Annotated in this window: 15 protein-coding genes; 4 read left to right on the top strand and 11 right to left on the bottom strand. The window is 66.4% G+C overall.

The genetic code is table 11. The features are described 5' to 3' along the window. Nucleotides 1-112 precede the first annotated feature (112 nt). Nucleotides 113-628 carry a hypothetical protein gene (locus IEY68_RS30320; RefSeq protein WP_062999987.1) on the bottom strand — a complete coding sequence of 172 codons (516 nt, stop codon included), beginning with the start codon at nt 626-628 and terminating at the stop codon, nt 113-115. A 214-nt stretch (nt 629-842) separates the two neighbouring features. Between IEY68_RS30320 and IEY68_RS30315 the strand changes: the two genes are divergently transcribed. Then, complete coding sequence (locus tag IEY68_RS30315; RefSeq protein ID WP_062999985.1) at nt 843-1,355, top strand: EXLDI protein; 513 nt, start codon at nt 843-845, stop codon at nt 1,353-1,355. A gap of 467 nt (nt 1,356-1,822) precedes the next feature. On the opposite strand, the gene IEY68_RS30310 is transcribed toward IEY68_RS30315, so the two are convergent. Next, on the bottom strand, nt 1,823-2,482 hold the full coding sequence (locus IEY68_RS30310) for a YqgE/AlgH family protein (RefSeq protein ID WP_189094564.1): 660 nt from the start codon (nt 2,480-2,482) through the stop codon (nt 1,823-1,825). A 127-nt stretch (nt 2,483-2,609) separates the two neighbouring features. On the opposite strand from IEY68_RS30310, the gene IEY68_RS30305 reads away from it, so the two are divergent. Beyond that, on the top strand, nt 2,610-3,371 hold the full coding sequence (locus IEY68_RS30305; protein WP_062999982.1) for a lysophospholipid acyltransferase family protein: 762 nt from the start codon (nt 2,610-2,612) through the stop codon (nt 3,369-3,371). A 254-nt stretch (nt 3,372-3,625) separates the two neighbouring features. Here the strand turns inward: IEY68_RS30305 and IEY68_RS30300 are convergent, their stop codons facing one another. Together IEY68_RS30300 and IEY68_RS30295 are read right to left on the bottom strand one after the other, a co-directional pair. Beyond that, nucleotides 3,626-3,937, bottom strand: coding sequence for a GNAT family N-acetyltransferase (locus IEY68_RS30300; protein ID WP_062999980.1), 312 nt, complete (start codon nt 3,935-3,937; stop codon nt 3,626-3,628). A 74-nt stretch (nt 3,938-4,011) separates the two neighbouring features. After that, entirely contained in the window at nt 4,012-5,109 is a 1,098-nt protein-coding gene (locus IEY68_RS30295) for a zinc-binding dehydrogenase (protein WP_063000004.1), read from the bottom strand. Between the two features lie 266 nt (nt 5,110-5,375). On the opposite strand from IEY68_RS30295, the gene IEY68_RS30290 reads away from it, so the two are divergent. Next, nucleotides 5,376-5,834 carry a nitroreductase/quinone reductase family protein gene (locus IEY68_RS30290; protein ID WP_062999978.1) on the top strand — a complete coding sequence of 153 codons (459 nt, stop codon included), beginning with the start codon at nt 5,376-5,378 and terminating at the stop codon, nt 5,832-5,834. A gap of 25 nt (nt 5,835-5,859) precedes the next feature. Here IEY68_RS30290 and aroQ read toward each other — a convergent pair whose 3' ends face one another. Next, a complete protein-coding gene (gene aroQ, locus IEY68_RS30285) occupies nt 5,860-6,324 on the bottom strand; it encodes a type II 3-dehydroquinate dehydratase (RefSeq protein WP_062999976.1) in 465 nt (154 codons plus the stop codon). A 310-nt stretch (nt 6,325-6,634) separates the two neighbouring features. Between aroQ and IEY68_RS30280 the strand changes: the two genes are divergently transcribed. After that, a complete protein-coding gene (locus tag IEY68_RS30280) occupies nt 6,635-8,308 on the top strand; it encodes an NTF2-like N-terminal transpeptidase domain-containing protein (RefSeq protein WP_063000002.1) in 1,674 nt (557 codons plus the stop codon). 21 nt (nt 8,309-8,329) lie between these two features. Here IEY68_RS30280 and IEY68_RS30275 read toward each other — a convergent pair whose 3' ends face one another. The 6 genes from IEY68_RS30275 to IEY68_RS30250 form a co-directional block, all read right to left on the bottom strand. Further along, nucleotides 8,330-8,698 carry a DUF3054 domain-containing protein gene (locus IEY68_RS30275; RefSeq protein ID WP_062999974.1) on the bottom strand — a complete coding sequence of 123 codons (369 nt, stop codon included), beginning with the start codon at nt 8,696-8,698 and terminating at the stop codon, nt 8,330-8,332. A 211-nt stretch (nt 8,699-8,909) separates the two neighbouring features. Continuing rightward, a complete protein-coding gene (locus IEY68_RS30270) occupies nt 8,910-10,013 on the bottom strand; it encodes a lysylphosphatidylglycerol synthase transmembrane domain-containing protein (protein WP_062999973.1) in 1,104 nt (367 codons plus the stop codon). Nucleotides 10,014-10,079: 66 nt separating this feature from the next. Further along, nucleotides 10,080-11,558: an adenylate/guanylate cyclase domain-containing protein gene (locus IEY68_RS30265; protein WP_189094575.1), complete on the bottom strand. Its 1,479-nt coding sequence runs from the start codon at nt 11,556-11,558 to the stop codon at nt 10,080-10,082. Between the two features lie 215 nt (nt 11,559-11,773). After that, nucleotides 11,774-12,607 (bottom strand): helix-turn-helix domain-containing protein, encoded by an 834-nt coding sequence (locus IEY68_RS30260; protein WP_062999971.1) that lies wholly within the window; start codon nt 12,605-12,607, stop codon nt 11,774-11,776. After that, complete coding sequence (locus tag IEY68_RS30255) at nt 12,604-13,116, bottom strand: DUF6879 family protein (protein WP_062999998.1); 513 nt, start codon at nt 13,114-13,116, stop codon at nt 12,604-12,606. The genes IEY68_RS30260 and IEY68_RS30255 overlap by 4 nt, the downstream gene beginning before the upstream one ends. Further along, entirely contained in the window at nt 13,097-13,429 is a 333-nt protein-coding gene (locus IEY68_RS30250; RefSeq protein ID WP_062999969.1) for a hypothetical protein, read from the bottom strand. The genes IEY68_RS30255 and IEY68_RS30250 overlap by 20 nt, the downstream gene beginning before the upstream one ends. Between the last annotated feature and the right edge of the window lie 32 nt (nt 13,430-13,461).

The following is a 13,461-nucleotide window of genomic DNA, read 5'->3' as shown; positions in this document are numbered from 1 at the left end:
CCAGGGCTGCGGGTGGTAGACCCGCCCCCATCGGGTTCCCGATAACGACTCGTTTATCTATGTGCCGCTGAGCAACGGCAACTTATAACCGGTATCGGTCCACACTGCCCGCTCACGGGAGCGGCGGCAGGCCCGGCAGCGCGAACGGCAGTTGCGGCAGAGACGGCAGATGGACCTGCGGCAGCAGGCTCGGTGTCGGCGGCGGGATGTAGGGGTTGGGTACGTTCCAGGCGGCAGGGCTCTGAGAGCCGCCGCTGTTGTTCTCGCGGTCCCAGTCGGCCGGCTGGTCGTAGCCGCGGCCGCCGTCGTGGTTGCTGTGCGAGTCGCGGTCGGGGTACTGGTTCCCGCCGCTGTTGAGGTGGTCTTCGTACCCGTCGTAGTTCTGCCGGTTGTGGTCCGTGTAGCCGTACTGGCCGTTGTCGTCCCAGCCGAAGTCGCCGTTGCCGTTCCAGCTGTCGCTATCGCCGAAGCTGTCGCCGGAATCGTGGGAATCGCTGATCTGGGACGCCTGGCCGGGGCCGGCGAGGGCGGGGCCGGCGGTGAGGGCCAGCGGCGCGAGGGTGATGACCGCGATCGCGGCGATTCGCGCGGCGAGGCGGCGGGTGCGCTGTTCGGGGTTTCGGTTCATCAGTGGGTCCTCACTCGGTCACGCCCCGGTGCGGCCTTTGGGGTGAGCCGCACTCTTCGGAGTGCTTTATTGGAACACTGCCTACCGTACCGCTGATTAACGGCACGTTCAATAGGTGGGAGCAAAGGGGGCTTGACCCAGTTCGTCCGGCGGTGCGGAAGATGAGCGCCCCTGCTTGCTTGCCTATACGTATATGTCTACGTATAGTTGGCTCATGCCGAACAAGACCATCTACGTCGCCGACGACGATCTGCCACTGTTCCAGCGGGCGCAGGAACTGGTCGGCGGCAATCTGTCCGGCGCGGTGGTCACCGCACTCAAGCGCTTCATCGAATTGGAGGAGGGCAAGCTCGAGGGGTTCGAGGAGATCGTGCTGCGGGTCGGTCACAACGGCGCCCGGCAAGTGAGATTCCAGGGTGCTCTGCTCGCCGAGCACCGGGACGTCGGCGACGAGCGGATGGAACATATGCGCGTGTTCCGTAGCCGGAAGAACAAATTCGTACTGCACGAGCAGTATGCGAACTGGTCGGAATATCCGGAATCGGAAAACTGGCTGCGCGATCTGAAGAACTGGCGCCGCATGCTCGGTATCGAGCACGACTGGGGTGACTACACGCTCACCATCGTCGACACGGTCGAGGACTTGAAAGGCAAGATCCCCGACCTGCTATACCAGCGCGTCTCCGATATCGCCGAGCACGCCCCCGTCGAAGAACTCGATATCTGATCCTTCCGGTGGGGTGGCGCCCGCCGGAATTCTCTCTTGACGCTCCGCCCGCGATCCGGGGAGCGGTGACGATAAAACCATCGGCCGGCCGCCGAAGGACTGGCCGTGCACATCCCGAACCTGGACGACGTCTTTCGCACTCTCACCGGAAACACCACCGCAGAAAAGGAACTCGTGCGATCACAACCCTGACCACCCGCCCGCCGCGTCCGGCGACGGCACCGGCCGATTCCTGGACCATGCCGCGGCGCAATCTGTTGCAGGCGCGGCGCTATCCGAGCATGACTATTCCCGTCACGGTGCTGCCGATCGTTCTGATGGCCGTTTCGGTGTGTACCGACGTCACCAAGGACATCGTGAACCGGTTCCGGACCATGGCCATCTCGCGGTCCTCATTGCTCACCGGGCATGTGCTGGGTGTGCGGGTGCGGATCCCCGCCGGTCCGCCGGCGGGGATCACGGCGTCTCTAGTTGCGCTCGACCTCGATCGGATGGGTGGCCAGCAGGGACAGCGGCAACGGCTGCCGGCGCAGCACCTGGGCCCACATATCGGTGCGCCGACCGGCGATCGGATCACTGGGCAGGGCCGACACCACGATCCAGTCGTCGTTGGTCAGTTCGCTGTCCAGCTGACCGAAGGTCCAGCCGGCGTATCCGGCGAAGATCCGGACACCCTCGACCAGCGGGCCGATCCGGTCCGGGTCGGCGTCCAGATCGACCAGCACCACCCGGCCGTCCACCCGGCGCAGCCCCGGCACCCCCTCGATGGACGCACCCACTCGGAGCGTGCCCAGGCAGAGCGCGGCATCCCGCTTGACCGGGCCACCCACGAACAGGGTGTGCGGCTGCGCGGACAGCTCCGCCCACTGCGGGAGCACATCGTGCACCGGGGTATCACTGGGACGGTTCAGCACCACCCCGAGTGTTCCGGCGTCGTTGTGCTCGATGATGTATACCACTGTGCGGCGGAAGGTGGGCTCGGCCAGTTCGGTCGAGGAAACTAGCAGCGTACCTGCCCGCACCGTCTGCTCACCCTGCCGGTTACCGCGACGACCAGGTTCGGGCTCGTGCCCGTCACCGCGGCCGCCCCGGGTCTTGCGATCATCGGGGTCATCTGCCTGCGCCACCTGGCCATCATCGCAGTTATTGCCCGACTGTGCCGCTCTGATCAACTGTTCACTTCGCGCGGAGTTCACCCGGCGGCCGTTTCCGGGCCGTCTGGACATACCGCCGCAGACTCGTAGAGTCAGCCGTATGCGACCCCCCGAGGTGCTGTTGGACAACAGTGACGATGTGTACGAGTTCTATCGTGAGCACCGGCAGAATCGGCTGCAGGCGATGGGGGCCTACGCCCTGCTGGGACGGCGCTACCGGCCGCGGGTCGGTTACGCGGCCGGAGCGCGGGAGGCGATCCACGAACTCATCCGTTCCCGGACCCCGCTGCTGATCGCGGTCAACCACCTGTCGCAGCTGGACCCCTACACCCTCGCGGCCGCGGCCTGGCGTAGCGAACTGCGGCCCATCATCGGGCGCACCCGTGTACTGGCGAAGGACGAGCTGTTCGAACAGATCAAACTGCGCCGCCGCATCGACATGATGGGCGGGATCCCGGTGTTCCGCGGCAGTGACCACGGACTGCGGGCGGTGAACGCCGCCGGTCAGCGGATGATGGATATCTGCGCCGAACGCCTGGCCTTCGGCGACAGCCTGGCGATCTTCCCGGAGGGCACCTGCAACGACGTCGATCCGGCGCAGGTGCAGGCCGTCGGAACGGGTATCGGGCATATCGCCTTCCGGACGGCCAAGCTCGGTGCCCGGCCCGCGCTGGTCAGCCTCGGTCTGAGCTACGGTCCACGGGCCGATCCGGCGGTGGCACCGACCAAGGAAGAGGTGAAGTCGGCGAGCTTCCACTTCGGGGTGCCGCACACCGACCTCCCGACGCGGCCCGCGGAGATCGCGCGGTTGGTCCGCGCCGACCTGCAGCAGGCATTGGACGGCGCCGTGGCCGCCTACTGAGAGCGCGTGCGCGGGCCCGTGGGTGCTCTGTGGCTCGGTTGTTTCCGAGACGCTGGACAATCGCATCCCGGACAAGTGGCTGCGCGGCCTGCTGTGGGGTTGTCTTTGGGGGAGGTTCGTTTCCTGGGGCGCTGGACTGTCGCGCCTCGGACAGGTGGTGGCTGCGCGGCCTGCTGTGGGGTTGTCTCTGGTTGGGAGGTTCGTTTCCTGGGGCGCTGGACTGTCGCGCCTCGGACAGGTGGTAGCTGCGCGGCCTACTGCGGCAGTCCGAGGCGGTCGCGAGCCCAGTGCGGCACCATCGACAGGTACTGCGGCCGGGTCTCGATGAAATGCTGGACCACCCGGCACATCGGTAGCGCACCCAGACCCTCACGGTGGGTGGCATCCAGAGCGCCTTCGACGAGGGTCCGGGCGTAGCCCTGACCGTCGAAGCGCGGATCGACCTCGGTGTGCACGAACGCGCGCTCGCCGACGGTGTCCTGATATTCGGTATATCCCGCGACCTCGCCGTCGATCGTGATCTCGAAGCGTGCCAGTGCGATGTTGTTGCGGACCTCCGTCGGCATGGCTCGACGTTACTCGGTCGGCGGTGAATTTTCGCATTGATCCGCGCGGCGCGGACGGTCGGTCGCGCGGCGTCTCAACCCATTTCGATGATCGCCCGTCCCACGATCTCGCCGCGGCCCAGCGCGCCGTAGGCCTCGTCGGCCCGGTCCAGGGAGTAGCGGCGAGTGATGACCTCCTGCGGACGCACCGTGTTCGCCGCGACCATCCGGAGCAGCGCGGGCATATCGGTGCGGGCCTTCGCGCCGTATGAGCCGCGGATCTGCAGCTTGCGGCGGACCAGGCGGGCCAGGTCGATCGCGCCGGTGGAGCCGGCCGGGGCGATCCCCACCACCACGGCGCGGCCGCCGTCGTCGAGCACGTCCAGCGCGGTCGCGAAGGTCGCGGCGCTGCCCAGCGCCTCGAATGCCACATCGACTCCGTGCCCGTCGGTGAGTTCCCGGACCCGGGCCGCGGCGTCCTCGGCCCGCGAGTTGATCGTATGGGTGGCGCCGAGTTTCGCTACCGCCGAGAGCTTTTCGTCGCTGATATCGATCGCGATGATCTGGGCGACCCCGCTCGCCGCCGCGAACTGCACGATCGAGGATCCCACACCACCGGCCGCGACCACGGCGATCCGGTCGCCGAGACCGAGTTCGGCGGTGTGTATCGCGCCGAGCGCGGTGAACGAACTGCAACCCAGGATGGATACGGCTTCGAGACCGACGTCGCCGGGCACCTCGAAGACATCGGAGGCAGGTACCACGCAGTACTCGGCGAGCCCACCCATCGAGTACATGGCCAGGGGGGTGCCGTCGGCCCGGGCGAGCCGGCTCGTGCCGTCGTAGAGGGTGCCGTTGAGCCGGTTGTGCGCGAAGAACTTTTCGCAGAGGTCCTCCGCGCCGCGTACACAGTGGCGGCAGTCACCGCAGGGCATGATGAAACTGCACACCACGTTGTCGCCGATCGCGATATCGTCCACGCCCTCGCCGAGTTGTTCGACAACCCCGGAGACCTCGTGACCGAGCACGGCGGGCGCTGGGAACTTCACCTCGGATCGCAGGACGTGCAGGTCGGTATGGCAGACCCCGCAGGCGGTGACCTTCAGCAGGACCTCGCCCCGCCGGGGGACCGGCACCGGGATCTCCTCGATGACCAGCCGGGGTTCGGCTCCGTGGAAAACTGCGGCTCGCACGCCACTCTCCTCCGCCATTCGTTTCAGCACGCACGCCCGATATCCGCGGGAGACCGGGTCCACGACCACCGTCTCAGAAAATCGGGCTGCCGGTAGCCGGTTCGGCGGGCCGGCGGAAATCGCAGCCGATCGTTTCGGCTCTGTGCACACGCCGGGCGCATCCTGACCTGTGGTTTCAATGAAATGAGAGCACTGCTCTTGACTTCCTCGGGTCAAGGTGCGATTGTTGTTCACAACAGAGAGCACCGCTCACAAAGGAGAACGAGATGACCGACGCGACGACCCGCTACCTCGGCCCGACCGGTTTCGACGCGATCTTCAACCGGATCGCCAACCTGCTGCCCAAGCTCGGTATCAGCATCGCCGGGTCCCGGTTGCTGGCGGTACGCGGCCGCAGATCCGGAGAGTGGCGGACCACCATGGTCAATCTGATGACCGCCGCCGATGGGCAGCGCTACCTCGTCGCGCCGCGCGGCCACACCCAGTGGGTGCGCAACCTACGCGTCGCCGGCACCGGCGAGCTGCGGCTGGGCCGGCGGACCGAGGTCTTCGGCGCGGTCGAGGTCGACGACGCGGACAAGGTCCCGCTGCTGCGGCTCTACCTCGAGCGCTGGGGCTGGGAGGTCGGCCGGTTCTTCGAGGGCATCACCAAGGACTCCACCGACGCCGAACTCGCCGGAATCGCCCCCGGCTTCCCGGTTTTCCGGATCGAGAGCGCGAGTTGAGTGCCGGCCCCGTGAGCGGGGCCGGTCACACCCGGCGGGTGAGCAGGAATTCGATCGCCGCCGCGTAGCCCTGGATGCCCATCCCGGCGACCACCGCGTCGGCGATGGGCGAGATATACGAATGCCGGCGGAAATCCTCACGTGCGTGCACATTGCTGATGTGCACCTCGACGATCGGCACCTCCGGAATGACCAGTGCGTCGCGCAGCGCGACCGAGGTGTGGGTCAGCCCGCCGGGATTTATCACGATCGCCGAGACCGTGCCGTGCGCCCCATGGATCCGGTCGATGAGATCACCCTCGGAATTCGACTGGAAATGGGAGATCTCCCGGCCGTGCGCCGCCGCGGCGCGACGACACAATTCGATTACATCGGCGAGGGTTTCCGACCCGTACACCTCGGGTTGCCGGGTGCCGAGCATATTCAGATTCGGGCCGTTGAGGACCAGAATCGGGCTGCTCGAGGTTTGCGGGAGGGTGCCGTCGGACATGACAGCAACCCTACCGACACCTCACTCGCGAGCGGATGATTCTGAGCTACCGTGAGCGGGTATCTCTCCGATGAATGCGGACTTGCGGGGTAACGGCGCACCGCTTCTGATCGATCGGTAGCGTAGCGTCGCCGGGTGTTCTCGGGCGCCCCGATAATTGATCATGGTCCGCTGTGCGGCGAGTTGGGCTCGGCCACAGCTACACACAGTGGGTCCGGGTACGATTTCGGGTTTGCGATCACTCGCAAGCAGGCATTTTTCAGGTACGGTGGTCTTGTTACTGGAGTGACAAGAGTGAAGAGTGGGCGACATGGACGTGAGGGGATCGCGCCGCTTTCGCTTCCGGGGCGCAGTGGCCCTTATGGGGGTGGCGGCTCTGGCAATTGCGATGGGATCGTGCGGGACCGGAACCGAGGCGGCCGGGCCCGAAGCGGTCGTCGACCGATTCACCCAACGACTCGACGAACACGACTACGCCGGTGCGGCCGAGTTGACCTCGTACCCGTCGGCGGCCTCGGCAACTCTTCAGCAAATGTTCGAAGGTCTCGAATCGGGCACCGTCGACTACGAGAAGGCGCAATTCATCGGACTCGATGCCGAATCCGGGATCTTCAACCTCGACGTGAAATGGAGCTTCGGCGAGCAGAAGAACTGGACGTACGGTCTGGAGGGTACCGTCCGCAAACTCGCCAACGGCTGGCGGATCTCCTGGGACCCGGCCGTGGTCATGCCCGAGCTCCGTCAGAACCGCACCGTCCAGCTGGTGCGCACCACGCCCGACCCGGCGCCGAAAGTCGTCGACAACGTCGGTAAGCCGTTGATGACCCAGCAGATCATCAACGTCGTCGAACTCGATCCCACCCGGATGCCCGATCAGGTGACCTCCACCGACGCGCTGGCCCGTGCCATCGAACCGGTCGCGCCACTGATCACCGGCGCCTCGCTGCGCGAGGATCTGGCCGCGGCCGGCGGAAAGCCGATCACGGCGGTCAGCCTGCGGGAAGGTGATTTCGCGATTCTGGAACCGCGAATGGCGCCGATCCCGGGTGTGGTGATGAAACAGGAGCCGCGGCTCATCGTCTCCGATCGCCGGATCTTCTCGCCGATGCTCGACGCCATGAAGAAAGTCTGGGAGGAAAGCCAGGACCGGCACTCCGGTTGGGGTGTGCAGCTGTTCGAGAACGGGCGATTCGTCAAACAGCTGGCCGGCAACCAGGGTCCGGCCGGTCCCGATATCGCAGGGACCATGGACCAGCGATTGCAGCGCGCGGCCGAGGACGCGGTGGTCAGCGTCGGTTCGCCCGCCTCCATCGTCGTCACCCAGCCCTCCACCGGCGCCGTCGTCGCCGCGGCGCAGAACAACTACTCCAGTGCCCAGGGGGCGGTCGCGTTCACCGGGCTGTATCCGGCGGGCGGCACCATCGACCTGTTCCGGAAAGCGGCCGGAGCGGCCAAGGGCAAGGCGCCCGGGGATGTCACCGATCAAGAAGTCATCGAGGCGGCCGCCATGCTCGGAGTCGGGGTGGACTTCCGGGTTCCCGGGCTGGAGGAAGTGACCGGCCGTCCGGCCGGCGCGGGTGGCGCCGAACCGGTGCGCCAGGGTGGTGGTTCGGACGCGCTGCTGGTCAGCCCCTTCGGAATGGCGATCGCGGCCGCGGCCATCACCAACGGCACGGTTCGCCCGCCGATGCTCGAACGAGGCCGTCCCGGCGAGACCGACGCGCCGATGGGGCCGCTGCCGGGCCCGGTCGACGCCGCCCTGCGCGCGGCGCTGCGCGAGGGGATGAACGCACCGCAGATGGCGCGACTGCGCGGATTCCGTGACGTCAACGGGTTCTCGGCGAAAGCCGGTGACGACGGCTGGTTGATCGCGAGTATGGGTGATCTGACGTTCGCGATCCATATCGCCGATGTCGACAGCGGCGATATGGTCGTCCGGATGGGCGAACGGATGCTGCAGGCGCTCGCCAAACCGGACGAATGAGCAGCGGGCGGGTCCCGGTGATCACCTGATCGCCCGGACGACCCCTCGCCAGCCGAGCAGGAACAGCGCCAGTACCGAGGTGGCCACCACGATGAAACTGAACGCGGTGCCCTGACCCGCCACCACCCGCAGCAGCATGCCGAATACCAGGGTGCACAACCAGATCACCACACCGGTGGGCCAGAAGCGGGAACCGTCGAACGGTTCGGCACCGGCCGCGCGGCGGGCGATCGCCACCGCGACGACCCAGCCCACGGCCAGCCCCGCCGCGAACGGCCAGACCGTGTGCAGCAGACCGGTGAGTACGGCCTCGTCGTGACTGCGCCGCCCGATGGCGCAGAACACCACCACCAGCACGATATCGACGGCGATCGCTACGAACCACTTCACGCCGAGGAGCTTAGTGGGCGCAGTCGGCGAAGCCGCTCCGCAGTCCGCGTACGGCCGCGGCGGAGGCGGAGGTACGCCTGATCGGCGCAGTCGGGCGATGCCCATCGGCAGTCCGCGTACGGCCGCAGCGGTTGGCGGAGGTACGTCCGGCCTGCGCGCATGGTGTCCTCCGCGTGCCCTGCCACCTGTATCTGGAGGGCGCCCGGCCGGCTCAGGTATTGCGCCGGGAGAACTCCTTCTCGTACTCGTCGTCCTCGGCATTGCGGGTGCGGAACACGAACGCGAAGACGATCCAGCCGATGATCGCGATCAGCACGAAACTCACCAGCCGGTACACGAACGCGGCCGCGACGGCCTGCGCCGCCGGCAATCCGGCGGCCGCGGTGAGGCCGTAGATCAGGGTCGCGTCCACATAGACGATCCCGCCCGGCGCGAAGGGGATAGAGCCGACGGCCTTGCCCGCCGCGAAGGCGATCAGCAATCCCGCCCAGCGCGGATCGCCACCGATGGCGTAACAGGCGGCGCCCAGACAGGCGATATCGGCCAGCCGGTGGACGACCGCCCACCCGGTGACCCACGCGCCGTCCCGGGTGCCCAGCCGCACCGATTCGACCTGGTCGAGCATTTCCCGGATCTTGTCGATGCCGATGTCCCGTGGACGTTTGCGCACCCGGTTGACCAGTACCAGGGCCCGGCGCAGGACCCCTTCGAGGGTGCCCGGATGCCGGGAGGCGTAGTTCCCCGCCCAGATCAGTGCCACCACCGCGGCCGCCGAAACGATCAGGTTGACCGGCCCCACCCGGCCACCCGCCAGCACGGTGCCGAGCACCCCGATCAGGGCCAGGCCCGCCGCGGAGACGACACCGGAGAACACCAGTTGCCAGGAGGCGACCACCGGACTCGCACCCCAGCGCCGGGTCTGCCGGTAGGTGAAGGCTGTGGAGAACACCTGACCGGCGGGCAGGGTCACCGACATGGCGGTGGCGCCGTAGACGACCGCGACCGACCTGTGCTGGCTCACCTCGACGCCACCGGCGCGCAGGAGCTGTCTCTGGACATGGCCGAAACCGGTCATGGACAGCATTTGCGCGGCGATACACAGCGCGACCCAGCCCCAATGGATTTCGGTGAGCTTTTGCCACGATTCGTGTAATCGTGGCCACAGATAGAAAGCCTCGCCGATCAACAGGAGAAGTACGATCGAAACGGCCAGCCATTTGAGCCAGCGGAATATCCGGCGCCGGTTCTCGGTGGGATCCGGTTTCCCGGCCGGAGGCACAGCAGCGGTACCCGCTGCATCACCGTTGGCCGTCACGGGCCCAGCCTAATGGACACCCCTCGGCGGAGTCCGCTGCCTGCTCCGATACCGCGGCGAGCGGGTCTACTGCACGGTTTCGCTCGGCCAGGACAGCCGTGTCTTGCGCCGCCGACCGCGCAGCTGCACTTCCTCGCCCGCCGTCCAGCGCCGCTGTTCGCCGTCCTCGGCGAAATACAGTGCCGAACCGGACGCCAGCACCCGGCCCGGATGATCCTTGGCGAGTTCGGTGAGTCGTGAGGCCTCGTTCACCGGGTCGCCGATCACGGTGTATTCGAAGCGGTTCGCGGCCCCGATATTCCCCGCGACCGCCAAACCGGCGGAAACCCCGATACCGATATCCAGTCCGGATACGGTGCGCAGGGCTTCGCGCAGATCGCGCGCGGCGGCCAGCGCGGCAGTAGGCGCGTCCGGCCGGTCCAGCGGCGCGCCGAAAATCGCGAGGGCGGCATCACCGACGAATTTGTTCACGAATCCGTGATGACGGTCGATCACATCGACCACGACCCGGAAGAATTCGTTGAGCAGGCTGACCACCTCGGTGGGTGGATGTTCGGCGGCCGTCGCGGTGGAACCGACCATATCCACGAACAGGACTGCCACAAATCGGGTCTCCCCGCCCAATTCGGTACCGTAGTCGAGGGCACGCTGAGCCACCTCGGCGCCCACATGCTGGCCGAACAGTTCCTGCAGCCGCTGCCGGCTCGCCGCCTCCTCCATCATCCGGTTGAAACCGACCTGCAGCAGACCGATCTCACTACCGTCGAAAACCTCGACCTGCACATCGCGCGCACCGTTCTGCACCTGGTCGATGGCCTGGCTGAGCTGGCGGACGGGGTCGGAGATGCTGGACGCTGTCAGCATCGACAGTGCCAGCGCCTGCATGATCACCACACCGCAGAGCAGCAGGATCGAGACGGCCAGGGACTGCGCCGAGAACTTCACATCCGACGAGATCTGGGTGACGCACAGCAGCACGATCGCGATGGTGGGGGCGAAGGTGCCCATCCCCCAGGTCATCGCCATCCGGGTGCCGACGCCGGGAGTGAGGGTGTGGTCGAAACGGCCCGCGGTGAGGGCCTCGGCGGCCACCGGGCGCAGAATCCGTTCGCCGAGCATGTAGGTGAACCCGAACACAATGGTCGCCGCCATACATTCGGTGATGATCACGGCGCCGGCCAGCGCGGGGGTCTCGGAGATGATCGCCGCGCCGAGGACGCCGCCACCGAGGACCCACAGAGCGAGATGCACAATCGCCTGCCGCAGCGGCGCGTGCAGGGCTGCCATCTGCTCCTGGCGACTGGGTGGTCCACCGCGCACCTGCCAGCGCATCACCGGCCGCAGCATCAGGGCCGAGGCGGCCACACTGAGCACGCCGCCGGTGAGGAAAACGATAGCCGGGACCAGCAGGCCGACCTGCCGGGTGCCCGGTTCCTCACCCTCGGGGACCGGTAACCCGTATTGGATGAACGCCCACACCAGCACGGCTCCGAACGCGTTCGCGAGCAACATCGAGGTCAGGTATAGGGGCCAGCGCGTATGCATGGTCTGTTTGACCGCTTCCAATGGCGCTGACACGTGTACCAATCTAGCGCCCGGGGCCGACCGTCCGGTGCTCCCGGGTTGCGGGCAACGCGGAAACCGCTCGAACAAGCATTCGGGCATTGTCGATGGCTGGTGGCCAGTAACGGAGTTCGAGAAGGTGTCCCAGCGTTTCCGAAGACCGCGAGACCGGATGTGTCACAGCATGGCCGACCTTTCTAGCGCCGACGTTCCAGCGTGGCCCGGATCAACCCCCGGGCGTCGTCCCCGGTGACCGACTGCACCGCCAGGGTGTCGAACGCTCGTCCGTATAGGTCGACCTCCCTCGGCTGAGTGATAGTCAGCTCCGCGGATATCCCCTCTACCAGAACGATGGTGTTATCGAACATCGAGAAGTTGGTCGGGGGGAACGGGATTTCAGCGGCAGCCGGCACAATTCCGAAGCTCACCCGCGGCAGCCCTGTGATGGCAAGCAAACGGTCGAGCTGGCCGATCATCACTTCATCGCTGCCGACCGTGGTCGACAACGCCTGTTCTCCGATCAGCAAGTGGAACCGGCGGTTTCCTCGATATATCAGCTGCTGGCGCTCGAGCCGTTTGGCTACGCCGGCCTCGATGTCGCTGGGTGTCTGATAGAAGCTGCTCACGTTCTGTAGAACCACGGCGGCGTATTCGGCGGTTTGGAGGAATCCTGGAATGAAGTACGGGTTGTAGATGCGGATGATCTCGGCGGCCTCGGTCAAGCCGACCAGCGCATGCTGGCGCCTCTTGGTGCCGGTCCCGAGCACCTTGCGCCACTCCTGGTATGCGGTGTCGATGTTGTCCAGACTGGCCACCAGGTCCGGAGCTTGGTCCACGGCGTTGCAGTGCTCGCACCATGCCCGGATATCGTCGCGGGACGGTTTGATCTTGCCGTACTCCACCTTTGGCACCTTGGTTTGGTGCCAACCGCTCCGGCGGGCCAGCTCCGCTCCGGATAAGCCCGCGTTGAGGCGAAGCTCCCGGAGCCGACCCCCGAGAGCTTCGCGCTGCTGGTGAATGGAGCCGGTCACGACGTGACGTACTCCATGTACGGCGTCGCCAGCTTCCAGAACCTGTCTCGAACACTCCGGCAGTAGTCCACGATCCTCGGATCTGTCGTCAATGCCGCTCCTGCGGGCCTACCACCGTCATCTGCAAGGTTATAGACCACCCGTTCGTCATCGAACAGCCAGAAGTCATCCGGCGGAACCTCTCCCGCATCATGCCGTGGCAGGTACCGGATGTCCTCCCCTGACCGGATATTGCGACCGGTGATGGACAACAACCACCGGTGGTAGTCGCTGTGCGGGACGGTCACTACTCGCACGCGCGTCACCGAAACGCCTCGACCGGTGACCCTGTGCATGAGCGCGTGCCACGGTACCGGCGGCTCATCCGGTACGGCCTCACCTGCGAGGAACGCCCGAAACCGGTTGTCCTCGGAAGGTTCGACGTAGGAGTCTCGTACTTCGAGGTGAAACGCGCTGCGCTGTAATCCATGGAACCAATCTGTCCAGGGATCATCCGCGACTAGCAGCATTGCCGAAAAACGTCCTCTCTCGCTTGGCGACCAGGATTGCGGTCTCGTCGCCGGCGAGATCGAGCTGGCCGACTACCGCCGGATCGGTCACGGGCTGGCCACTGAGCCGGAACGTGCCTCTCCCGGTGTCGGTCATGTTCGCGCCCAGGTAGGTGTCGGGCTCGGCGAATCCTGTCAGCAGGTGAGGTATCTCGACGGTGCCGAGTAAGTCTGTCTCCCACCCCTGAACCAGGTAGCTGTTCTCGTCGGTTGCATACAGCGCGGGGCAGCCCTGGGATTCGCTTCCGCCCTTGCCGAGGAATGTTAACCGCATCGCGTGATCCTCCTGTCAGTAATGCTCGAGCA

This window comes from Nocardia jinanensis (genome assembly GCF_014645735.1).
Taxonomy (GTDB): Bacteria; Actinomycetota; Actinomycetes; order Mycobacteriales; family Mycobacteriaceae; genus Nocardia; species Nocardia jinanensis.
The sequence above is the reverse complement of the archived record's forward strand: the minus strand, read 5'-3'. Positions and strand labels throughout refer to the sequence as shown.